Raw genomic sequence first — 21748 nt, forward strand, 5'->3', positions numbered from 1 at the left:
CGCAGCCGCGACACGACTGTCACCCCCACCCCCCTGGCGGGGGGCCGGGGGGCGCAGCCCTCAGTTTCGGGAAGGGGCGGGCCTGGGGAAAGAAAACCCCCTGCTCACCACTGCGGCGGGCTCGCAATCGACCGTGCCAGCACATCGTCAAGCACACGCGCCGTCGTCGGAACGTCAAGCTGGGAGTTGTCGATGATGGGAAGCCCGGACCCGTACCAGCCGGCCATCCGGCCATGGATGCGGGCGACTTCCTCATCGGTGAGGCGGCGATTTCCGGAGCGCTCGGCGTTGCGCTCCAGCACTATCTCCAGGCCCGGCAGGAGCACGACCGGCAGCAGCCCGGGCCCCACGTGCCGCTTCCAGCCGCCCAGACCGACGACCGGCCGGTCGGGGAACACCGCATCATCGAGAATGCACGAGATGCCGTTGGCCAGAAAGTTGCGCGCGGCGAAGCCGCAGGTGCGGCGGGCGAGGCGATACTGCGCCTCCGAGTGGTCGTTCCACCCCGACTGCGGGTCCGCGAAGCCCGAGCGCACCCATTCGCGTACGTCGTCGAGGCTGATGTGCGCGGTGGGGACCCGACGGTGGTCGGCCCAGTACTTGGCGACGCTCGTCTTGCCGGCACCGGCGGGACCGATGAGCAGCACGGCCAGCGTGGTGGACGTGAGATCGGGCGTGCCCGCGGCAGGTGGCGGGCTCGGCATCACGACGGGGCCGCCCGGCGGCAGCTGCACATGCCCCGTGGTGTCCGGCATCGGCGCGGGCGCGTGCTGCGGCGGCGCGTGATGCTGCGGGGCGGGCGCGTGCCCCGGAGGGTGTGGCGCGGCGGGTCCGGGTGGTCCGGCGAAACCCGGCGGGGGGTTCATGGGCGCGGGCCCCGCGGGGGGACCCGAGTGCGCGCCCTGGTGCCCCGCGCCCGGCGACCAGCCGGCGGCCGGCTCCTGCCCCGGCTGGTGGGGCGGCGGCAGCGGAGACCCCACTGCGTGCTGCATCCGGTGCCACTCCGTCTCGTATCTCTTGGCGCTGGCAGCGGGACACCTGCCCCGCTCCCTACCGAACGGTACCGTCCCCGGCCGCCGTTTGGTGAACGGCCGGGGAGGGCCCGAAGTGCCCATGCACACAAGGCAAATCAGGTGAAGTGGCCTCCTGTGGAGCTATTCGCCCACTTCTCCGTAGGCGGCGAGCAGGACGGCCGGGTCGGGGCCCTCCAGGACGGTGGGCTTGGCAAGTCCGTCCAGGACGATGAAGCGCAGCAGGTCGCCTCGGGACTTCTTGTCGACCTTCATGGTCTCCAGCAACTTGGGCCACTGGTCGTAGCGGTAGTGCAGCGGCAGGCCCACGGACTGCAGGATGGTGCGGTGCCGGTCGGCGGTCTCGTCGTCCAACCGGCCTGCCAGGCGGCCGAGTTCGGCGGCGAAGTGCATGCCGACGGCGACGGCGGCGCCGTGCCGCCACTGGTAGCGCTCGTTCTTCTCGATGGCGTGGCCCAGGGTGTGGCCGTAGTTGAGGATCTCGCGCAGCCCCGACTCCTTGAGGTCGGAGGAGACCACCTCGGCCTTGACCTTGATGGAGCGTTCGATCAGTTCCGCGGTGTGCGGACCGGCCGGGCTGCGCGCACCTTCCGGATCGGCCTCGATCAGTTCCAGGATCCGCGGGTCGGCGATGAACCCGGCCTTGATGATCTCCGCGAGTCCGGACACGAAGTCGTTGACCGGCAGCGAGTCGAGGGCGGCCAGGTCACAGAGCACCCCGGCGGGCGGGTGGAAGGCGCCCACCAGGTTCTTGCCCTCGGCGGTGTTGATACCGGTCTTGCCGCCGACCGCCGCGTCCACCATCGCCAGTACGGTCGTCGGGATCGCGATCCAGCGCACCCCGCGCAGCCAGCTCGCGGCCACGAATCCGGCCAGATCGGTGGTCGCGCCGCCGCCCACCCCGACGATCACGTCGGTGCGGGTGAAGCCGGACTGCCCCAGCGCCTTCCAGCAGTACGCGGCGACTTCGGCCGTCTTGGCCTCCTCGGCGTTGGGCACCTGGATGGCCACCGCGTCGAAGCCCTGCCCGGCCAGATCGGCCCGGACCGCCTCACCGGTCTCGGCCAGCGCCTCCGGGTGGACGACCGCGACCCGCTTGACTCGCGGGCCGATCAACCCGCCCAGTTCGCCAAGGAGTTGACGGCCCACCAGCACCTCGTACGGCTCGGTGCCGGCCGTACCGCCGACCTGGATCCGGGTCACCGTCTGGTCCTGCTCGCTCATGCCTGCTTCAACTCCAAGGCGTCGAGGACCGCTTGGGCGACCTCTTCGGGAGTGCGGTCGTCGGTGGCGACGACCGCACGGGCGACTTCGGTGTAGAGGTGACGGCGGGCCTCCATCAGCTCGCGCCACTGGCGGCGCGGATTGACCGCCAGCAGCGGCCGGGCCACGTTCAGCCCGGTGCGCTTGGCGGCCTCCTCGACGTCCATCGACAGGTACACGACCGGGAGTCCGGCCAGCAGCGCCCTGGTGTCGGCGTCGAGGATCGAACCGCCACCCAGCGCCAGTACGCCCTGATGCTCAGCCAGCGCCTGGTGCACCGCCCGCTTCTCGATCGCGCGGAAGGCCTGCTCGCCCTCCTCGACGAAGATGTCAGCGATGGTGCGCCCCTCGGCGGCCACGATGTCCTCGTCGGTGTCCCGGTGACCGACCCCGAGCCGCTCCGCGACCAGCGCGCCCACCGTCGACTTGCCCACACCCATCGGGCCGACGAGCACGACCACAGGTCCTGCGCTCATCGGATCGCCAGGTTCTCGAGGTACGAAGTGACGTTGCGCCGTGTCTCGGTGACGCTGTCGCCGGCGAACTTCTCCGCCACGGCATCCGCGAGGACGAGTGCGACCATCGCCTCGGCAACGATGCCCGCCGCCGGGACGGCGCAGACGTCCGAACGCTGGTGGTGTGCCTTCGTCGCCTCACCGGTCACCACATCGATGGTGGCCAGCGCGCGCGGCACGGTCGCGATCGGCTTCATCGCGGCACGTACGCGCAGCAGTTCACCGGTGGTCAGCCCGCCCTCGGTGCCACCCGAGCGGCCTGAGGCCCGCCTGATGCCCTCGTCGGTCCGCACGATCTCGTCGTGCGCCTGCGAGCCCGGCACCCGCGCCAGGTCGAAGCCGTCGCCGACCTCGACGCCCTTGATGGCCTGGATGCCCATCAGCGCGGCCGCGAGCCGGGCGTCGAGGCGCCGGTCCCAGTGCACATGCGAGCCGAGGCCCACCGGCACTCCGTACGCCAGCACCTCGACCACTCCGCCCAGAGTGTCGCCGTCCTTGTGGGCCTGGTCGATCTCCTCGACCATCGCCCTCGACGCGTCCTCGTCCAGGCACCGCACCGGGTCCGCGTCGAGCTTCTCGACGTCGGAGGGCTTGGGGTAGACGCCGTACGGAGCCTTCGCCGCAGCCAGCTCGATGACGTGCGAGACGATCTCGATGCCGGCCGTCTCCTTGAGGTACGAGCGTGCCACCGCGCCCAGTGCGACGCGGGCGGCAGTCTCCCGCGCACTCGCCCGCTCCAGGATCGGCCGGGCCTCGTCGAAGCCGTACTTCTGCATGCCCGCCAGGTCCGCGTGACCGGGCCGCGGCCGGGTCAGCGGCGCGTTGCGCGCCAGCTCGGCGAGCACGGCCGGGTCCACGGGGTCGGCCGCCATGACCTGTTCCCACTTGGGCCACTCGGTGTTGCCCACCATGATCGCGACCGGCGAGCCGAGCGTCAGCCCGTGCCGGACACCGCCCAGGAAGGTGACCTCGTCGCGCTCGAACTTCATCCGCGCGCCTCGCCCATAGCCGAGGCGCCGCCGTGCCAGGTGGTCCGCCACCATCTCCGTGGTGATCGGCACGCCGGCGGGAAGTCCCTCCAGCGTCGCGACAAGTGCGGGACCGTGGGACTCCCCCGCGGTCAGCCAGCGCAACCTGCTCAACGGTGCTCCTCGATACTCGCGCCCTGGTACTGCGTACTGCCTGTGCGTACACGCGTCCTCGCGTACGGCGACGGCGCGACCGGGTGCGCGGCCCTGGCCCGCCACTGTCGATCCTCCCACGTCCGCCCCCGAGGACCTGGCGCAGGTCCATCAGGCGGACGACTCGGTCAGGTCGTGGCGTCGTTGCGCGGCTGCTGGGGCGCGTACGCACCGAGGTAGTCGGCGCCGCGCGCCCCGTCCGGCGCATCGGGGATGGGCGTGATCGGGCCGAGCGCTCGTCGGAGGGCGCGTCCGCGGCGCCATTTGACGACCTTGAAAACGACAAAGCCGCCGACTGCCAGTGCGATCGCCGTGTACTGCAGCCAGTCCGGCAGGAAATTCAGCGTGGCCTGGAAGATTTCCGACTTCCAGGATGCCTGCGTGGTCATGAAGATTCCCCCTCGGTCCCGCCCCCTGCGGAACCGGAAAGAATCCTAACGTCCGGCGAGTGCGTGCTCTCCCGCTTTTCGCATGGCGCCCAGCGGGGCCGGCGTACGCCCCGTCATCTGCTCGACCTGGAGTGCTGCCTGGTGCACCAGGAGGTCGAGGCCGCTGACGACGGCGCCGCCGTAAGCGGACCAGCGGGCGGCGAGTGCGGTCGGCCACGGGTCGTACAGGACGTCGAAGAGCGTGGCGGGGCGCCCGGGGACCGCGGAGGCGAGGGCGTCGGTGGCGCCCGCCGGGGTCGTGGCGACCACCAGCGGTGCGTGCAGCGCCCGCTCGGCGTCAGCCCAGTCCGCGAGGCGTACTTCGGTCTCCAGCCGCTCGCCCCACTGCCGCATCTCGGCGGCGCGCGCCTCGCTGCGGACGTACGCGACGATCTCGCCCGGGCAGATCCGCGAGACGGCGGCCAGCGCGGACGAGGCGGTGGCGCCCGCGCCGAGGATGGCGGCGGACTCGACCTGCTCGATCCCGTGCTCCCGTAGGGCGGCAACCATGCCGGGGACATCGGTGTTGTCGCCGACGCGTCGGCCGTCCTCGGTGAACACGACGGTGTTGACCGCCTCGACGGAGGCCGCGGTCTCGCTGATCTCGTCGAGCAGCGGAATCACGGCCCGCTTCAACGGCATGGTCAGCGACAGCCCGGCCCACTCCGGCCCGAGCCCCTCGAGAAAGCCGGGCAGAGCGGCCTCGTCGATCTCGAAACGGTCGTACGACCAGTCCCCGAGTCCCAGCGCGGCATAGGCGGCACTGTGCAGGACCGGGGAGAGGGAGTGGGCGATGGGCTTGCCGAGCACAGCGGCACGGCGGGCGTCAGTTGCCCGAGCGCGCATCGAACTTTTCCTTGAGCTTCAGGAATTCGCCATGCGTCTTGGCGAATTCGGTCTTTTCCACACCGTCGGTCGCCACGAAGTAGTACCAGCCGTCGTCGGTCGGATCGAGTGTCGCCTTCATGGCGACGTCGCCCGGGTTAGCGATCGGGCCGGGCGGCAGTCCCTTGTTCGTGTACGTGTTGTACGGGTCCTTGTTGTTGTTGATCTCCGACTCGCTGATGTCGATATTGCTCTCGTTCTTCAGGTAATTGAAGGTCGAGTCGAACTGCAGCGCCCCGTAGGTCTCCGGGTTGGCGAGGTCGAGGCGGTTGTAGACCACTTCCGCCATCTTGCGGTAGTCATCCCTGGTCTTGCCCTCGGCCTGGACAAGGCTCGCCACCGTGACGACGTCCAGCGGGTTGTCCAGCTTGAGTTCCCTGGCCTTCGCCTCAAGGTCGTACTCGGCGTACTTCTCCTTGGCCTGGGCGACCATCTTCTTCAGGACGTCCTCGGGCTTCATGCCCTTTGCGGCGGCGTAGGTGTGCGGGTAAAGGAAACCTTCCAGCGGATCCTTGATGTCGTCGTTGCTGTTCGCCCAGTCGGGAAGTCCGAGGCTCTCGTACTCCTCCTTGGCGACATTCGCGGTGGTGCCCTTTTTGAGTCCGAGCCTCGTGTCGATCGTCGCGTAGACCGTGGCGTTGCGCTGGCCTGGCGCCACGATCATGTTGTTCTGGCTCTTGGGGTCGAGCATCATGTTCACGGCGCTTTCGGCGGACATCTCCTTCTTGAGGAGATAGACGCCGGCCTGGATCCGCTGCCCTTCGGGATTCGCCGACTGCGCGGACACAAACGCGTCGACGCTCTTCACGACACCCGCCGCTTTCAGCTTCTGGCCGATCGCGGCGCCGCTCGAGCCCTTGGCGATCTCGACCATCACCGTCCGGCTGGTGCCGTCGCCCGCAAAGTCCGGAGCCTCGGCGACACGGCTTTGGTAGAACTGGTAGCCGTAATAGGCGGCTCCGCCGAGACCACCGACGAGGACCAGCGACACGACCAGGCAGGCGCAGCCATTGCGGCTCTTCTTGCCGGTCTTCCCCTTGCCCTTGTCTTTTCCTTTGCCGCGCTTCCCGTCCGACGGGTCGTCGTCGAAGTCGTCATCATCGTCGCTGCCGCCCGAGAAGAAGGCGTGCTCGCCCTGATCCGGTCCCGGGTCCCAGTCGGTCGGCGGCGCGGGCTCGGGTTCGCGCTCGGCCTGGCGGCGGCTCGGGGGCTGAGGCGTCGGGTACGCGTCGGGAGTCCCGTAGTAGTCGGACTGCTGACCGCCGTACGCGGGCTGCTGACCTCCGTACGGGGCGTCAGGGCCGGCGCCGTACGGGCCTTGACCGTGCTGCCCGGTGTCCCAACCCCCGTTGTACTGCTGGCCGTTCTGGTCGTACGGCTGACCGCCCTGGCCGTGGTACTGGCCATTCTGGTCGTAGTACTGCTGCTGATCCGGGCCGCCGTACTGCTGCTGTCCCTGGGCATAGTGCTGCTGCCCCTGGTCGTAGCCGACCTGCTGAGGGGTGCCCCAGTCGCCGTACTGGTTCTGCTGTTGCTGCGGCTGCTGCGAATAGTGCTGCTGCTGGCCGCCGTACGAGGACTGGGCCGCGTGCCCTTCTTGTCCTCTCCATCCATCGTCCCCGAACAACGGGTCCTCGGGATGCCACGGTTCGGAGCCCTGGCCCCGGCCATAATCAGTCATCGATCCCCTAGAAGCCGCGAGGCGGCGGTCGCGCGGCGCGTGTGGCCCGGCTCCCATCCGCCTCTCTGCTGTGCGGAGGCTGTTCGAACGCCACCGCATCGCGCGGAACGTTACCGTACCGCGATCAGATGACCACTTCGACGCCATCGCCCGGAGCTTTACCTGACACCCGTTCGGACTCCAACGCCTGCTGCAGGATGATGACGGCGGCGGCCTGGTCGATGACCGACCTGCCCTTCTTGGACTTCACGCCCGAGGCGCGCAGGCCCTGACTGGCCGTGACTGTGGTCATCCTCTCGTCCACGAGTCTCACCGGAACCGGGGCGACCATGCGAGCCAGTTCCTCGGCGAAGGCACGGACCTTGACCGCGGCCGGGCCCTCGCCCCCCTTGAGGGAGCGAGGGAGGCCGACGACGATCTCGATCGGCTCGTACTCCTCGACCAGTTGCCTCAACCGCCGCTGGGCGGCCGGGACATCGCGGCCCGGGACGGTTTCCACCGGGGTGGCGAGGATCCCGTCGGGGTCGCACGAGGCGACCCCGATCCGGGCGTCCCCGACGTCGATGGCGAGCCGGCGTCCGCGGCGCATGACGCGTTCGTCTCCGCTCACTTGGCCGTCTCGGCCACAAGGCGCTCGACGGCCTCGACGGCCTCGCCGATGGCGGCCGGGTTCTGGCCGCCGCCCTGGGCGAGGTCGGGCTTGCCGCCACCGCCGCCGCCGAGGGTCTTGGCGGCCGTACGGACCAGGTCGCCGGCCTTGAGTCCGCGCTCGCGGGCGGCCTCGTTGGTGGCGATGACCGTCAGCGGCTTGCCACCCACCGTGGTGAACAGGGCGACGACAGCGGCCCGTCCGCCCTGAATACGGCCGCGCACATCGAGGACCAGCTTGCGCAGGTCGTCGGCGCCCGTGCCGTCCGGGACCTGGCCGGTGACGAGAGCGACACCGCGTACGTCCTTGGCACCCTGGGCGAGACCGGCGGCGGCCTGGAGGACCTTCTCCGCCCGGAACTTCTCGATCTCCTTCTCGGCGTCCTTCAGCTTGCCGAGCATGGCGGAGACCTTCTCGGGCAGTTCCTCGGGACGGCCCTTGATCAGCTCCTGGAGCTGGGCGACGACCGTGTGCTCGCGGGCCAGGAAGTTGTAGGCGTCGACACCCACCAGGGCCTCGATACGGCGTACGCCCGAGCCGATGGACGACTCGCCGAGCAGCTTCACCAGGCCCAGCTGGGCGGTGTTGTGGACGTGCGTACCGCCGCACAGCTCCTTGGAGAAGTCGCCGATGGTGACGACGCGTACGCGGTCGCCGTACTTCTCGCCGAACTCGGCGATGGCGCCCTGCTTCTTGGCCTCGTCGATGCTCAGGATCTCGGCGTGGACGTCCAGGTCGCGAGCGAGTACTTCGTTGATCTTCTGCTCGACGTCGGTCATCACGGCCGTCGGTACGGCGGACGGGGAGCCGAAGTCGAAGCGGAAGCGGCCGGGCTGGTTCTCGGAACCGGCCTGGGCGGCCGTCGGGCCGAGGGTGTCGCGCAGGGCCTGGTGCGTGAGGTGCGTGGCCGAGTGGGCGCGGGCGATGGCCTTGCGGCGGCGTACGTCGATGACGGCCTGGGCGGAGGCGCCGACGGTGACCTCGCCTACCTGGACGACGCCCTTGTGGACGTACACGCCCGGGACCGGCTTCTGGCAGTCGCGGACCTCGATGACGGCTCCGGTATCCACCTTGATGCGCCCGGTGTCGCCGATCTGGCCGCCGCCCTCGGCGTAGAAGGGGGTGCGGTCGAGGACGATCTCGACCTCGTCGCCCTCGGTGGCGGCCGGGGACGAGACGCCGTCGACGAGGATGCCGACGACCTTCGACTCGCCCTCGGTGTGCGTGTAGCCGATGAAGTCGGTCTCGCCCGAGTTGTCGGCGATCTCGCGGTAGGCGCCCAGGTCGGCGTGGCCGGTCTTCTTGGCCTTGGCGTCGGCCTTGGCGCGCTCCCGCTGCTCCTTCATCAGGCGCCTGAAGCCGTCCTCGTCCACCGAAAGGCCCTGCTCGGCGGCCATTTCGAGGGTGAGGTCGATCGGGAAGCCCCAGGTGTCGTGCAGCAGGAAGGCCTTGTCGCCGGCGAGGACCGTGCCACCTGTGGCCTTGGTCTCCGTGACGGCGGTGTCGAGGATGTTCGTGCCGGCCTTCAGGGTCTTGAGGAAGGCGGCCTCCTCGGCGAGGGCGACCGTCTCGATGCGCCGACGGTCGGTGATGAGCTCCGGGTACTGCTGGCCCATCACCTCGATCACGACGTCGATCAGGTCCTGGACGACGGGCCCCGTGGCGCCGAGGAGGCGCATGTTGCGGATGGCGCGGCGCATGATGCGGCGCAGGACGTAGCCGCGGCCCTCGTTGCCGGGCGTGACGCCGTCGCCGATGAGCATCACGGACGTGCGGATGTGGTCGGTGACCACGCGCAGGGAGACGTCGGACTCGTGGGCGTCGCCGTAGCGGACGCCGGTCAGCTCGGTGGCCTTGTCGATGACGGCCATGGAGGTGTCGATCTCGTACATGTTCTGCACGCCCTGCAGAATCATGGCGAGCCGCTCGAAGCCGAGGCCGGTGTCGATGTTCTTGGCGGGCAGGTCACCGAGGATCGGGAAGTCCTCCTTGCCGGAGCCCTCGCCGCGCTCGTACTGCATGAAGACCAGGTTCCAGATCTCCACGTACCGCTCGTCGTTGACGGCCGGGCCGCCCTCTTCGCCGAACTCCGGACCACGGTCGTAGTTGATCTCGGAACACGGTCCGCACGGGCCCGGAACGCCCATGGACCAGAAGTTGGGGCCCATGCCCAGACGCTGGATGCGCTCGGAGGGCACGCCGATGACATCGCGCCAGATGCGCTCGGCCTCGTCGTCCTCCTTGTAGACGGTGATCCAGAGCTTCTCCGGCTCCAGGCCGTAACCACCCTTGTCCTGGGGCGAAGTGAGCAGCTCCCAGGCGTACTTGATGGCACCTTCCTTGAAGTAGTCGCCGAAGGAGAAGTTGCCGCACATCTGGAAGAAGGTGCCGTGGCGGGTGGTCTTGCCGACCTCTTCGATGTCGGGGGTGCGGACGCACTTCTGCACGCTGGTGGCGCGCGCGTAGGGCGGCTTGACCTCACCGAGGAAGTACGGCTTGAAGGGCACCATGCCCGCATTGACCAGGAGCAGAGTCGGGTCGTCCGCGATGAGCGACGCCGAAGGGACGACGGTGTGCCCGCGCTCCTCGAAGAAGCTCAGCCAGCGGCGGCGAATCTCAGCCGACTCCATCAGTGGTCCTCATTCCGGTTGTACGAGTACGTCGACCGCTCGACGTACGTCGGGTTCTTGCTGTACTTCGGGTGGTTGCTGTTCTCCAGGGCGGCGACGTGCCGCGGGGAGGGAAGCTCGGGGTTCGCGTTCAGCCCCAGGGCCTCGTCGAGTTCGGCCTCGCGCTGGGCCATGCCGTCGCGGACGTCGAGCGCGAAGTCCTTGAGGCGGTGGCCCGCTTCGATGGCCTTGCCCGCGGCCTGGTTCGCGAGACTCTCGGGCGTCAGCTGCTTGAGCTTGCGGTTGACCTTGGTGGTGGCCCAGACCCCGGCGGCTGCGCCGGCGGTGAACCAGAACGTACGGCGGAACATCGCTGCGTCAGTCCTTCTTACCCCGGTTGTTCCGGCTGTTCCGCTTCTCCCGTCGCGCGGACGAGACGGTGCGGCCCACGATCACGGTACGGCGCTCGCGCTCCGACTTGACGGGCGCGTCCTCACGTCGGCCGCCGATGGCCCTGCGTACGCCGTAGCCGAAGGCCGCCACCTTCACCAGCGGGCCGCCGAAGGTGGAGGCGACGGTCGTGGAGAGCGCCGACGCGTTCGACGTGACTTCCTGGACGTCGGAGGCGATGGCGTCGACCCGGTCGATCTGGGTCTGCGCGGAGCGCACCGCGGCGGAGGCGTCTGCCAGGAGCGGGACGGCCTGGTCGGTCACGTCCGCGACGAGCTTGGTGGTCGCCCTGAGCGTCTGGGCCAGCCTCGCGAGCGCCACCGCGAGGAAGGAGACCAGGATCGCCCAGAAGACGGCCACCAGGATCCCGGCCACCTCTCCACCGGACACTGCGCACCCGCTCCCTGGATTTCGTGCCTGAACATCGAAAAAGTCGTCTCCCGAGCCTATCGCGCCGGGGATCCCGCTCCGTACCGGATTACGGCTCCGCACCGGATTACGGCCCGGCCGTCGGCGGATGTGCGAAAGCCCGCTGCCTCGCCCGCCGGGAGGGGCGGGGAGACAGCGGGCCGACGCACAGATGGTGCTACATCCGCTGGGAAGTGATCAGCGGGCGTAGTACTCGACGACGAGCTGCTCGTCGCAGATCACCGGGATCTCCTTGCGGTTCGGCTCACGGTCCAGGCGGAAGGCCAGGGCACGGAGATTCACCTGGAGGTAGCGCGGGGTCTCGCCGTCGGGGGCGAAGCCACCCTCGCGGGCCACCTCGAACAGCGGCTTCTGGCGGCTGCGCTCGCGGACCATCACGACGTCGTCGGGCTTGACGCGGAAGGACGGCTTGTCGACCTTGTGGCCGTTGACCTCGATGTGGCCGTGGGTGACCATCTGGCGGGCCTGGTAGATCGTGCGGGCGATGCCCGAACGCAGGACCAGCGCGTCGAGACGGCGCTCGAGCTCGATGACCAGAGCCTCACCGGTCTTGCCCTGCGTCTTGGCGGCACGCTCGTAGGCGCGGACGAGCTGGCGCTCGGACACGTCGTACTGCGCGCGCAGGCGCTGCTTCTCGAGCAGACGGACCTTGTAGTCCGAGTTCTGCTTACGGCCGCGGCCGTGCTCGCCCGGCGGGTAGGGGCGGGCCTCGAAGTACTTGACAGCCTTCGGGGTCAGCGCGATGCCGAGGGCACGCGACTTCTTGACCTTGGGGCGGGACTGGTTCGCCATGAACCAAACACCTCGTGTTTCTGATGCGAATACGGCTTCACCAGGGTTAGGGGAGGTCGCATCCGCAGCCTGGGAAACCCTGCGGGCCCTGACGGACCTGCTGGGCAGCCGCTCCCTGGTCTGGGCACATACGTGCAGCACGCGAGTGGCCCACCGACCGCTCCGGGACACCGGGTGGTGGTGGGCTGCCCGCGACACCGTTCGACGGTGCGCGACGCTCCTGGATCCCTCTCTGCCTTTCAGCGAAAGGGTTCCGGCTGGATGTCCCGTTCTGGTGGTGCCGACACTCTCGTTAAAGAGGCCGGACACGGGACGCAGCGCTGTGGAGGAGTCTACAGGGGGCTCAGGGCTGCTTCCGCCCGAGGTGCTTCCTGGTCCACTCCACCGCGTCCGCGTAGCGCGCCTCGGCGCCGTGCCGGGTCGGGGTGTAGTACTTCCGGTCCTTGAGTGCGTCCGGGGCGTACTGCTGGGGGGCGATTCCCTCGGGCAGGTCGTGCGGATACACGTACCCCTGAGCGTGCCCGAGCTTGGCCGCGCCCTTGTAGTGCCCGTCGCGCAGGTGCGGTGGCACGGGGCCCGCATGGCCTTTTCGTACGTCCTCCATGGCGGCGCCTATCGCCATCGTCGCTGCGTTCGACTTGGGGGCCAGCGCGAGGGCGATGGTGGCGTGGCTGAGGGTGAGTGCGGCTTCGGGGAAGCCGATCATGGCGACGGCCTGGGCGGCGGCTACGGCTATGGGCAGCGCGTTCGGATCGGCGAGGCCGATGTCCTCGCTGGCGGAGATCATCAGTCGGCGGGCGATGAAGCGGGGGTCTTCGCCGGCCTCGATCATCCGGGCCAGGTAGTGCAGCGCGGCGTCCACGTCCGAGCCGCGGATGGACTTGATCAGGGCGCTCGCCACGTCGTAGTGCTGGTCTCCGCCGCGGTCGTACTTCACGGCGGCGCGGTCGACGGTCTCCTCCAGGGTCTGGAGGGTCACGTCCGTCTCTCCCTTGTCGAGCGCGGAGCCGGCCGCGGCCTCCAGGGCGGTCAGGGCGCGGCGGGCGTCACCGCCGGCGATCCGCAGCAGGTGTTCCTCGGTGTCTTCGGGGAGGGTGACGGCGTCCTTCAGGCCGCGCTCGTCGGTCAGCGCGCGCTTGATGAGACCGCGCAGGTCGTCGTCCGTGAGCGGTTCGAGGGTGAGGAGCAGGGAGCGGGAGAGGAGCGGGGAGATCACCGAGAAGTACGGATTCTCGGTGGTCGCGGCGATCAGCGTCACCCAGCGGTTCTCGACGGCCGGGAGCAGGGAGTCCTGCTGGGCCTTGCTGAAGCGGTGGATCTCGTCCAGGAAGAGGACGGTTTCCTTGCCGTAGCCTCCAGTGGCGCGGCGGGCGCCCTCGATGACCGCGCGCACTTCTTTGACGCCGGCGGTGATCGCGGAGAGCTCCACGAAGCGCTTGTTGGTGGCCTTGGAGACGACGTACGCGAGGGTCGTCTTGCCGGTGCCGGGCGGGCCCCAGAGGATTACGGAGGAGGGTCCGGCGGGACCGGAGGCACCCTCGCCGACCAGTCTGCGCAGGGGCGAGCCGGGCTTCAACAGGTGCTGCTGGCCCACGACTTCGTCCAGGGTGCGCGGGCGCATCCGTACCGCCAGGGGGCTGCTGGACGGGTCCTTCTCCTGGCGTTCTTCTGCTGCGGCGGTGAACAGGTCGGGCTCCACGGTCAAAACCCTATGTCACGCCACTGACAACGCCCGGGCCGCGGTCAGCCGGTCCGTCCAACTGGCCCGGTCAGCTGGTCCAGAAGTCCCACCAGCGGGTCAGGATCAGCATGCCGATGATCCCGATGTGCAGCACGGGCAGCACCCAGGCGAACTCGCCGAGGAAGCCCTTCAGCCAGCCGGGCGCGGGCAGGAACCCGTGCCGGACGTTGAACGCGGTCACGGTCCAGAACATGACGATCGTGGCGACCCAGGCCAGGCTGCACCACAGGCACAACGAGTTGATGTTGTAGAGCGACTGATACATGAGCCAGGTGCAGAAGCCGACGCCGAAGAGAGTGCCCACGTTGAAGGTCAGCCAGTACCAGCGCGGAAACGTGGCCCGGCCCAGCAGGCTCATGCCGACGCCGATCACGATGGCGTAAGTGACCAGGCCCAGCATCGGGTTGGGGAACCCGAAGGCCGAGGCCTGGTCGCTCTTCATGATGTTGCCGCAGGAGACGACCGGGTTCAGGCTGCAGCCCGGGGTGAAGTTCGGGTCCTCCAGGAGCTTGAACTTGTCGATCGTGATGACCCAGGAGGCCAGCAGCCCGGCCGCGCCCGTGATCACCAGCAGGAGGGCGAGCGCGCGGCTCCCGCCCACCGAGCGTGGCGGGCCCTCGGCACGTGCCTGGTCGACGGAGACGCCTTCCCTGACTGTCGTCTTGCTCATCACGCCGTTTCCGTAGCTTGAGGGGGGTCGACGGGCACGGTCATTGTGCCGCACGCACGCGCGTATCCACCGTTCGCTGGACATAAGGAGGTACGCACGGCCGTCCCGGAACGTTCGCTTCTGCGGGACGTTCGGTCGCGTGACAGCACAGAAATGGCCGGACGAATCCGCGTGCGCCGAGTTGACGGCGCACGCGGTGGAAGGCGGGTGGCAAGGCCTCAGCCCAGCCGCGCCTCCAGTTCCGCCACGATCTCGTTCACCCCGACGGCCTCCTGCTCCCCGGACTCCATGTCCTTGAGCTGGACGACGCCCTCGGAGAGGTCGCGCTCGCCGGCGACGATGGTGTACCGCGCTCCGCTCCGGTTCGCGCTCTTCATCGCCCCCTTGAGGCCCTTCCCGCCGTACGAGAAGTCCGCCGCGACCCCGACCTTGCGCAGCTCGGTGACCACCCCGAAGAGCAACCGCCGGGCCTCTTCGCCGAGCGGCACCGCGAACACGCTGGTGGATGCGGGCAGTTGGAGCTCGACACCCTCCGCCTCCAGGGCAAGGACCGTACGGTCGACGCCCAACGCCCAGCCGACCGATGGCAGCGCGGGCCCGCCGATCATCTCGGAGAGGCCGTCGTAACGGCCGCCGCCGCCCACCGCGGACTGCGAGCCCAGACCGTCGTGCACGAACTCGAAGGTGGTCCGCGTGTAGTAGTCCAGGCCGCGCACCAGCTTCGGATCATCCTCGAAGGAGACCCCGGCGGCCGTGATCAGCTCGCGCACTTCCTCGTGGTACGCCTTGCACGCATCGCACAGGTAGTCGCGCAGCAACGGCGCGCCCACAAGCTGCTTCTGCACGTCGTCGCGCTTGTCGTCGAGGACGCGCAGAGGGTTGATCTGGGCGCGGCGCAGCGTGTCCTCGTCGAGGTCGAGCCCGCGCAGGAAGTCCTGCAGCGCGGCCCGGTACACCGGACGGCACTCCTTGTCGCCCAGCGAGTTGAGCAGGATGCGGAAGTTGCGCAGGCCGAGCGAGCGGTACGCCTGGTCCGCCAGGATGATCAACTCGGCGTCGAGCGCCGGGTCCTCGGCTCCGATCGCCTCGGCGCCCACCTGGGAGAAGTGGCGGTAACGGCCCTTCTGGGGGCGCTCGTAGCGGTAGTACGAGCCCGAGTACCAGAGCTTGACCGGGAGGTTGCCCAGCTTGTGGAGGTTGGCCTCCAGCGCGGCGCGCAGCACGGACGCGGTGCCCTCGGGCCTCAGGGCGAGCTTGTCGCCGCCCTTGGTCTCGAAGGCGTACATCTCCTTGGTCACGATGTCGGTGGACTCACCGACCCCGCGCGCGAAGAGTTCGACGCTCTCGAAGCCGGGCGTCTCGATGTAGCCGTAACCGGAGTTCCGCAGCGGCGCGGCGATCGCCTCGCGCACGGCGAGGAACTTCGCACTGTCCGGGGGAATCAGGTCGTACGTGCCCTTGGGGGCCTTGAAGGTGCTCACGGAAGTCTCTCGTCACATTCCTCGTCGAGGAGCGGAGGTCGGGTCCGCTCCCAGGCCGGCGGCCACCTGCCGCAAGTACGGATTGGTGGCGCGCTCCTGGCCGATGGTCGTCTGGGAGCCGTGACCGGACAGCACCACGGTCGAGTCGTCGAGCGGCAGGCACACGCGGGCCAGCGAGTCGAGCATCTCGGCCATGTCACCGCCGGGCAGGTCGGTGCGTCCGATGGAGCCGGCGAACAGCAGGTCTCCCGAGAAGAAGATCGGCGGGATGTCCGCCGCCTCGGGCAGCCCGAAGGTCACCGACCCCTTCGTATGGCCCGGCGCGTGCGCGACGGACAGCTCCAGACCGGCCAGCTCCAGCTTCGCGCCGTCGGTCAGCTCCTTGACGTCGTCCGGCTCCCCCACGGTCAGCTCGCCCATGAGCGGCATCCCGATGGAACGGCCGAGCCCCATCGACGGGTCCGTCATCATGTACCGGTCCTCGGGGTGGATCCACGCCGGCACGCCGTGCGCGCCGCACACCGGGACGACCGAGGCCACGTGGTCGATGTGGCCGTGTGTGAGGACGACGGCGACAGGCTTGAGCCGATGCTTCTTCAGCGTTTCCTCGACTCCCTCGGCGGCCTGGTGGCCCGGGTCGATGATCACGCACTCCTCGCCTGCGGCGGGGGCGACCAGATAACAGTTGGTGCCCCAGGCCCCGGCGGGGAACCCGGCAATGAGCACGATCGTCCTTCGGTATGTCGTACAGGGGCGGTTGGCTGTGGGCCAGAGCCTACCGGCGCTGCCGGAACCACAGCGAACCCATATACGGTACGGGGCACACGCAGGCGGTCGGCTCACAAGACGCACGCGTCCCACCTGACGTACGAGACGCATGAGGAGAGAACCCGGTGGTCAGCCAGGAACAGCGGCGGCGTCAGCTCGCCCGGGAGAAGTTCTTGCGGCAGCAGCAGCGGCGTACGGCCGCGCGGCGCAAGGCACGTGTCCGCAACGCCTCCATCGCGTCGGCGCTCAGTGTGATCCTGGTGCTGGTCGTGGTCGCGACCACGACGGATGCCCTCAAGGGCGACGACACGAAGGACAACGCAAACGCGGAGGTGACCCCGAGCGCCTCCCCCAGCAAGGCGCCGGACCCCTGCGAGAAGCCCGCCGCGGGCAAGGTGAAGCCGCTCAGCTACAAGAAGGAGCCGGCTATGACCATCGACAAGTCGGCGGACTACACGATGAAGCTTGAGACGACCTGCGGCACGATGGACATCGAGATGCCGGCCTCGAAGGCTCCGCGTACGGTGAACTCGTTCAACTTCCTGGTGGGCAAGGGCTATCTGGACCACACCAAGTGCCATCGGCTCGTCCCCGAGGGCATCTACGTGCTCCAGTGCGGCGACCCCAAGGGCGACGGCACGGGCGGTCCCGGTTACACCATTCCGGACGAGAACCTGAAGGACGAGCGCCTGAAGGGGAACGTGTATCCGGCGGGCACGGTGGCCATGGCCAACCAGTACAACGCGCAGACGAAGAAGGGCCGCGACTCCGGTGGCAGCCAGTTCTTCCTCGTGTACCAGGACAGCCAGCTGCCGCCCGACTACACGCCGTTCGGAACGATCTCCAAGGAGGGCATGAAGGTCCTGAAGAAGATCTCGGACGCCGGCGCCCAGCCCGTGGACCCCACGACCGGCAACACCGCACCGAATGCGACGGTCGTGATCAACAAGGCGACCGTGACGAAATCCTGATCGCCAGGTGCGGAATTTCGGTCGCGCGGTATGCGGACAGCCGCCCCGCCGGTCGCCTATGTTGGCCGTGACGAAACTGTGGACGATGCCGGGGGTACAGCCACCCTACGCAGGCATCATGTGGAGGAGGCGCTGTGAGCAGCGACCCGTGGGGCCGCGTCGACGAGACGGGCACCGTGTACGTGCGTACGGCCGATGGCGAGCAGGTCGTCGGTTCCTGGCAGGCCGGCTCTCCTGACGAGGCACTGGCCTACTTCGAGCGCAAGTACGAGGGCCTGGTTGTGGAGATCGGCCTCCTCGAGCGACGAGTGAAGACCACCGACCTGTCGGCGAAGGACGCCATGGCGGCCATCGACCATATCCGGGAGCAGGTCGACGCCCATCACGTGGTCGGTGACCTGGACGCGTTGCGGACCCGGCTGGACAAGCTGGTCAAGACGGTCGAGGCGCGCCGCGAGGAGCGCAAGGCCCAGCGGGCGAAGCAGTCCGACGAGGCGCGGCATGCCAAGGAGGCCTTGGTCATCGAGGCGGAGCAGCTGGCGCAGTCCGACCAGTGGCGGGCGGCCGGTGAGCGGCTGCGGGCCCTGGTGGACACCTGGAAGGGGCTGCCGCGGCTCGACCGCAAGTCGGACGACGAGCTGTGGCACCGCTTCTCGCACGCCCGCTCGGCGTTCTCCAAGCGCCGCAAAGCGCACTTCGCGCAGCTGGACGCGCAGCGCGAGGAGGCCCGTAAGACCAAGGAGCGGCTGGTCACCGAGGCCGAGGCCCTTTCGGGGTCGACCGACTGGGGTCCGACGGCCGCGCGCTACCGTGAGCTGATGTCCGAGTGGAAGGCCGCGGGCCGCGCCCAGCGTGAGCACGAGGACGACCTGTGGAACCGCTTCCGCGGCGCCCAGGACGTCTTCTTCGCGGCCCGCAGCTCGGTCTTCGCCGAGCGGGACGCGGAGCAGGCGGAGAACCTCAAGCTCAAGGAGGAGCTGGCCCAGGAGGCCGAGAAGATCCTCCCGGTGACGGATCTGAAGGCCGCCCGCGCCGCCTTCCGCGCCATCAACGAGCGCTGGGAGGCCATCGGCCATGTGCCGCGCGACGCCCGCCCGAAGGTCGAGGGCCGGATGCACGCGGTGGAGCGGGCCATCCAGGAGTCCGAGGAGACGGAGTGGCGCCGGACGAACCCGGAGGCACGCGCGCGTGCCGAGGGTCTGACCGGTCAGCTCCAGGCCGCCGTGGACAAGCTCCAGGGCCAGATCGAAGCAGCACGCGCCGCGGGCAACAACGCCAAGGCCGACAAGCTCCAGAGGGAGCTCGAAGGCCGTCAGGCGCTGCTGGACCAGGCGCTGAAGGGGCTGCAGGAGTTCGGCGGCTGAGTTTTCCCGCAGTTTTCCTGCTACTACGCAGAAGGGGCTTCCGTACGTTGCGTACGGAAGCCCCTTCTGCGTAGTAGCAGCGCAGCGGTCGTTACGGCCTGCGCGCCGACGTCACCCGGTACACGTCGTACACGCCCTCGACTCCCCTGACCGCCTTCAGGACGTGCCCCAGGTGCTTGGGGTCACCCATCTCGAACGTGAAGCGGGAGGTGGCGACGCGGTCGCGGGAGGTCTGGACGGCCGCGGAGAGGATGTTGACGTGCTGGTCCGAGAGAACGCGCGTGACGTCCGAGAGGAGGCGTGAGCGGTCCAGGGCCTCGACCTGGATGGCGACCAGGAAGACCGAGGACTGGGTGGGCGCCCACTCGACCTCGAGGATGCGCTCGGGCTCGCGGGACAGGGAGTCGACGTTGACGCAGTCGGTGCGGTGAACCGATACGCCGCTGCCGCGCGTGACGAAGCCCATGATGGGGTCGCCGGGGACGGGCGTACAACATCGGGCCAGCTTGACCCACACGTCGTCGACGCCCTTGACCACGACGCCCGGGTCGGCGCTGGAACGGCGTTTGCGGCTGCGCCCGCGCGCGGGCGGCACGCTCTCGTCGATCTCCTCGGTGGCGGCCTCCTCGCCACCGAGCGCCTGGACCAGCTTCTGCACGACGTTCTGCGCGGACACATGGCTCTCGCCGATCGCCGCGTACAGAGCGGAGATGTCGGGGTAGCGCATCTCGTGGGCGAGCGTGACCAGGGAGTCGCCGGTGAGGATGCGCTGGATCGGCAGGTTCTGCTTGCGCATGGCGCGGACGATGGCGTCCTTGCCGTGCTCGATGGCCTCGTCGCGGCGTTCCTTGGAGAACCAGGCGCGGATCTTGTTGCGGGCCCGCGGTGACTTCACGAAGCCGAGCCAGTCGCGGGAGGGGCCCGCGCCGGCCGCCTTGGAGGTGAAGACCTCCACCAGGTCGCCGTTGTCCAGGGTCGATTCGAGCGGTACGAGGCGGCCGTTGACCCGCGCCCCGATAGTCCGGTGGCCGACCTCCGTGTGGACCGCGTACGCGAAGTCCACGGGTGTCGCCCCCGCCGGAAGCGCTATGACGTCGCCCTTCGGCGTGAAGACGAAGACCTCGTTGCGGGACAGGTCGAAGCGCAGGGACTCCAGGAACTCGCTGGGGTCCTCGGTCTCCTTCTGCCAGTCGAGCAGCTGGCGCAGCCACGCCATGTCGTTGACGCCGTCCTTGTCCCTGCTCAGGGCCTTGGGCGCGTCCGTGCGCACCTTGGAGGTGCCGGCGGAGGGCTCCTGCTTGTACTTCCAGTGCGCGGCGATGCCGTACTCGGCGCGGCGGTGCATGTCGAACGTACGGATCTGGAGTTCGACGGGCTTGCCGTTCGGACCGATCACCGTCGTGTGCAGCGACTGGTACATGTTGAACTTGGGCATCGCGATGTAGTCCTTGAACCGGCCGGGGACCGGGTTCCATCGCGCGTGCACGGTGCCGAGGGCGGCGTAACAGTCCCTGACGGTGTCGACGAGGACGCGGATGCCCACCAGGTCGTAGATCTCCGCGAAGTCACGGCCGCGGACGATCATCTTCTGGTAGACGCTGTAGTAGTGCTTCGGGCGCCCGGTGACGGTCGCCTTGATGCGGGCGGCGCGCAGGTCGGACTGGACCTCGTCGGTCACTATGGCGAGGTACTCGTCGCGCTTGGGAGCACGCTCGGCGACGAGACGGACGATCTCGTCGTACATCTTGGGGTAGAGGATCGCGAAGGCGAGGTCCTCCAGCTCCCACTTGATGGTGTTCATGCCCAGGCGGTGGGCGAGCGGCGCGTAGATCTCGAGGGTCTCGCGCGCCTTCTTCTCCTGCTTCTCGCGCTTGAGGTAGCGCATGGTGCGCATGTTGTGCAGGCGGTCGGCGAGCTTGATGACCAGGACGCGGGGGTCCTTGGCCATGGCGACGACCATCTTGCGTACGGTCTCGGCCTGGGCCGCCTCGCCGAACTTGACCTTGTCCAGCTTGGTGACGCCGTCGACGAGGAGAGCGACCTGGTCGCCGAAGTCGCGGCGCAGCTGCTCGAGCCCGTACTCAGTGTCCTCGACGGTGTCGTGCAGGAGGCCGGCCATCAGCGTGGCCGGGTCCATGCCGAGCTCGGCGAGGATGGTGGTGACGGCGAGCGGGTGTGTGATGTACGGGTCGCCGCTCTTGCGCTTCTGGCCGCGGTGCCAGCGCTCGGCGACCTGGTAGGCCTTCTCGACCTGGCGGAGCGTGGAGGTCTCGATCTTCGGGTCGTTGCTGCGCACTATCCGCAGCAGGGGCTCCAGGACCGGGTTGTACGGATTGGAGCGCTGGACGCCGAGACGGGCCAGACGGGCGCGTACGCGATTGGAGGAGCCGCCGGAGCGGGCGGGCTGGCCGGACGCGGGGCGCACCGCGGGAGCGGTCGAGGGCGTGGATGAGGGTGCGGGCTTGGGCCGCTCGCGCTCAGGAGGAGTCGGCTGAGGGCGCGACTGCTCGGCCGCTTTGCCTCTGGAGGCGGGCTGGGCATGCGCGACCGGCCCGCCGGTGTCGCTGTTCGCATTCTTCGCGGGCGCGGCCGCGGTGCCCGTCATCGAGTCGGGCTTGGCGGCTGGGGGTGCCCCCAGGTGTTCAGCCCTGGGAGTCAGTGGCTGGGCCTCGTCTGCCAAGAGGGCTCCTCGTGCGCGATCCGGGTCCCCCGGTCAGGCTCCGGAGATCCCATGGTAGCGATCCCGGGCTCCGGACTCGCCTTCGCCCGGTGAGACGGCCTTGTACAGGAGAAACACGGGAGGCGGGCACCGGATTCCTCCGGGCCCGCCTCCGCGGTGT

Annotated in this window: 19 protein-coding genes; 2 read left to right on the forward strand and 17 right to left on the reverse strand. The window is 69.1% G+C overall.

What is annotated here, in order from left to right:
- Positions 1 to 104: 104 nt before the first annotated feature.
- The 16 genes from IEZ21_RS23440 to IEZ21_RS23515 all read right to left on the reverse strand — a co-directional run bounded on the left by IEZ21_RS23440 (position 105) and on the right by IEZ21_RS23515 (position 16531).
- Positions 105 to 992, reverse strand: coding sequence for a Pro-rich N-terminal domain-containing protein (locus IEZ21_RS23440; protein ID WP_189323897.1), 888 nt, complete (start codon positions 990 to 992; stop codon positions 105 to 107).
- A gap of 162 nt (positions 993 to 1154) precedes the next feature.
- The gene (aroB, locus tag IEZ21_RS23445; protein ID WP_033324945.1) at positions 1155 to 2255 is read right to left on the reverse strand and encodes a 3-dehydroquinate synthase; all 1101 of its coding nucleotides are present in this window, start codon (positions 2253 to 2255) and stop codon (positions 1155 to 1157) included.
- Positions 2252 to 2770: a shikimate kinase gene (locus IEZ21_RS23450; protein ID WP_189323898.1), complete on the reverse strand. Its 519-nt coding sequence runs from the start codon at positions 2768 to 2770 to the stop codon at positions 2252 to 2254. The genes aroB and IEZ21_RS23450 overlap by 4 nt, the downstream gene beginning before the upstream one ends.
- The gene (aroC, locus tag IEZ21_RS23455) at positions 2767 to 3951 is read right to left on the reverse strand and encodes a chorismate synthase (RefSeq protein ID WP_189323899.1); all 1185 of its coding nucleotides are present in this window, start codon (positions 3949 to 3951) and stop codon (positions 2767 to 2769) included. The genes IEZ21_RS23450 and aroC overlap by 4 nt, the downstream gene beginning before the upstream one ends.
- A gap of 167 nt (positions 3952 to 4118) precedes the next feature.
- Positions 4119 to 4379: a hypothetical protein gene (locus IEZ21_RS23460; protein WP_189323900.1), complete on the reverse strand. Its 261-nt coding sequence runs from the start codon at positions 4377 to 4379 to the stop codon at positions 4119 to 4121.
- A gap of 45 nt (positions 4380 to 4424) precedes the next feature.
- Entirely contained in the window at positions 4425 to 5264 is an 840-nt protein-coding gene (locus IEZ21_RS23465; protein WP_189323901.1) for a shikimate dehydrogenase, read from the reverse strand.
- Positions 5245 to 6984: an endolytic transglycosylase MltG gene (gene mltG / locus IEZ21_RS23470; RefSeq protein WP_189323902.1), complete on the reverse strand. Its 1740-nt coding sequence runs from the start codon at positions 6982 to 6984 to the stop codon at positions 5245 to 5247. The genes IEZ21_RS23465 and mltG overlap by 20 nt, the downstream gene beginning before the upstream one ends.
- 124 nt (positions 6985 to 7108) lie before the next feature.
- The gene (gene ruvX / locus IEZ21_RS23475; RefSeq protein ID WP_189323903.1) at positions 7109 to 7573 is read right to left on the reverse strand and encodes a Holliday junction resolvase RuvX; all 465 of its coding nucleotides are present in this window, start codon (positions 7571 to 7573) and stop codon (positions 7109 to 7111) included.
- A 17-nt stretch (positions 7574 to 7590) separates the two neighbouring features.
- Entirely contained in the window at positions 7591 to 10263 is a 2673-nt protein-coding gene (alaS, locus tag IEZ21_RS23480; protein ID WP_189323904.1) for an alanine--tRNA ligase, read from the reverse strand.
- Positions 10263 to 10613, reverse strand: coding sequence for a DUF6167 family protein (locus tag IEZ21_RS23485; RefSeq protein ID WP_033324934.1), 351 nt, complete (start codon positions 10611 to 10613; stop codon positions 10263 to 10265). Before IEZ21_RS23485 ends, alaS begins: the two co-directional genes overlap by 1 nt.
- Before the next feature lie 7 nt (positions 10614 to 10620).
- Positions 10621 to 11082, reverse strand: coding sequence for a DUF948 domain-containing protein (locus tag IEZ21_RS23490; RefSeq protein ID WP_189323905.1), 462 nt, complete (start codon positions 11080 to 11082; stop codon positions 10621 to 10623).
- 216 nt (positions 11083 to 11298) lie between these two features.
- Positions 11299 to 11913: a 30S ribosomal protein S4 gene (gene rpsD, locus IEZ21_RS23495; protein WP_033324931.1), complete on the reverse strand. Its 615-nt coding sequence runs from the start codon at positions 11911 to 11913 to the stop codon at positions 11299 to 11301.
- A gap of 343 nt (positions 11914 to 12256) precedes the next feature.
- Positions 12257 to 13612, reverse strand: coding sequence for a replication-associated recombination protein A (locus IEZ21_RS23500; protein ID WP_189323906.1), 1356 nt, complete (start codon positions 13610 to 13612; stop codon positions 12257 to 12259).
- Positions 13613 to 13682: 70 nt separating this feature from the next.
- A complete protein-coding gene (locus IEZ21_RS23505; RefSeq protein WP_189323907.1) occupies positions 13683 to 14324 on the reverse strand; it encodes a vitamin K epoxide reductase family protein in 642 nt (213 codons plus the stop codon).
- Between the two features lie 218 nt (positions 14325 to 14542).
- Positions 14543 to 15805, reverse strand: coding sequence for a histidine--tRNA ligase (gene hisS / locus IEZ21_RS23510; protein WP_189323908.1), 1263 nt, complete (start codon positions 15803 to 15805; stop codon positions 14543 to 14545).
- A gap of 12 nt (positions 15806 to 15817) precedes the next feature.
- Positions 15818 to 16531 (reverse strand): MBL fold metallo-hydrolase, encoded by a 714-nt coding sequence (locus IEZ21_RS23515; RefSeq protein WP_189323909.1) that lies wholly within the window; start codon positions 16529 to 16531, stop codon positions 15818 to 15820.
- A gap of 167 nt (positions 16532 to 16698) precedes the next feature.
- On the opposite strand from IEZ21_RS23515, the gene IEZ21_RS23520 reads away from it, so the two are divergent.
- Positions 16699 to 17544: a peptidylprolyl isomerase gene (locus tag IEZ21_RS23520; protein WP_189323910.1), complete on the forward strand. Its 846-nt coding sequence runs from the start codon at positions 16699 to 16701 to the stop codon at positions 17542 to 17544.
- A 134-nt stretch (positions 17545 to 17678) separates the two neighbouring features.
- Positions 17679 to 18908, forward strand: coding sequence for a DUF349 domain-containing protein (locus IEZ21_RS23525; RefSeq protein ID WP_189323911.1), 1230 nt, complete (start codon positions 17679 to 17681; stop codon positions 18906 to 18908).
- 91 nt (positions 18909 to 18999) lie between these two features.
- Here IEZ21_RS23525 and IEZ21_RS23530 read toward each other — a convergent pair whose 3' ends face one another.
- Entirely contained in the window at positions 19000 to 21588 is a 2589-nt protein-coding gene (locus IEZ21_RS23530) for a RelA/SpoT family protein (RefSeq protein ID WP_373302277.1), read from the reverse strand.
- Positions 21589 to 21748 lie beyond the last annotated feature (160 nt).

Source organism: Streptomyces flaveus, assembly GCF_014647675.1.
GTDB lineage: Bacteria > Actinomycetota > Actinomycetes > Streptomycetales > Streptomycetaceae > Streptomyces > Streptomyces flaveus.

Bases quoted from the DNA above. Each gene is read 5' to 3' on its own strand.
- IEZ21_RS23440 (WP_189323897.1), bottom strand. From the start codon at position 992: ATGCAGCACGCAGTGGGGTCTCCGCTGCCGCCGCCCCACCAGCCGGGG.
- aroB (WP_033324945.1), bottom strand. From the start codon at position 2,255: ATGAGCGAGCAGGACCAGACGGTGACCCGGATCCAGGTCGGCGGTACG.
- IEZ21_RS23450 (WP_189323898.1), bottom strand. From the start codon at position 2,770: ATGAGCGCAGGACCTGTGGTCGTGCTCGTCGGCCCGATGGGTGTGGGC.
- IEZ21_RS23460 (WP_189323900.1), bottom strand. From the start codon at position 4,379: ATGACCACGCAGGCATCCTGGAAGTCGGAAATCTTCCAGGCCACGCTG.
- IEZ21_RS23465 (WP_189323901.1), bottom strand. From the start codon at position 5,264: ATGCGCGCTCGGGCAACTGACGCCCGCCGTGCCGCTGTGCTCGGCAAG.
- mltG (WP_189323902.1), bottom strand. From the start codon at position 6,984: ATGACTGATTATGGCCGGGGCCAGGGCTCCGAACCGTGGCATCCCGAG.
- ruvX (WP_189323903.1), bottom strand. From the start codon at position 7,573: ATGCGCCGCGGACGCCGGCTCGCCATCGACGTCGGGGACGCCCGGATC.
- alaS (WP_189323904.1), bottom strand. From the start codon at position 10,263: ATGGAGTCGGCTGAGATTCGCCGCCGCTGGCTGAGCTTCTTCGAGGAG.
- IEZ21_RS23485 (WP_033324934.1), bottom strand. From the start codon at position 10,613: ATGTTCCGCCGTACGTTCTGGTTCACCGCCGGCGCAGCCGCCGGGGTC.
- rpsD (WP_033324931.1), bottom strand. From the start codon at position 11,913: ATGGCGAACCAGTCCCGCCCCAAGGTCAAGAAGTCGCGTGCCCTCGGC.
- IEZ21_RS23505 (WP_189323907.1), bottom strand. From the start codon at position 14,324: ATGAGCAAGACGACAGTCAGGGAAGGCGTCTCCGTCGACCAGGCACGT.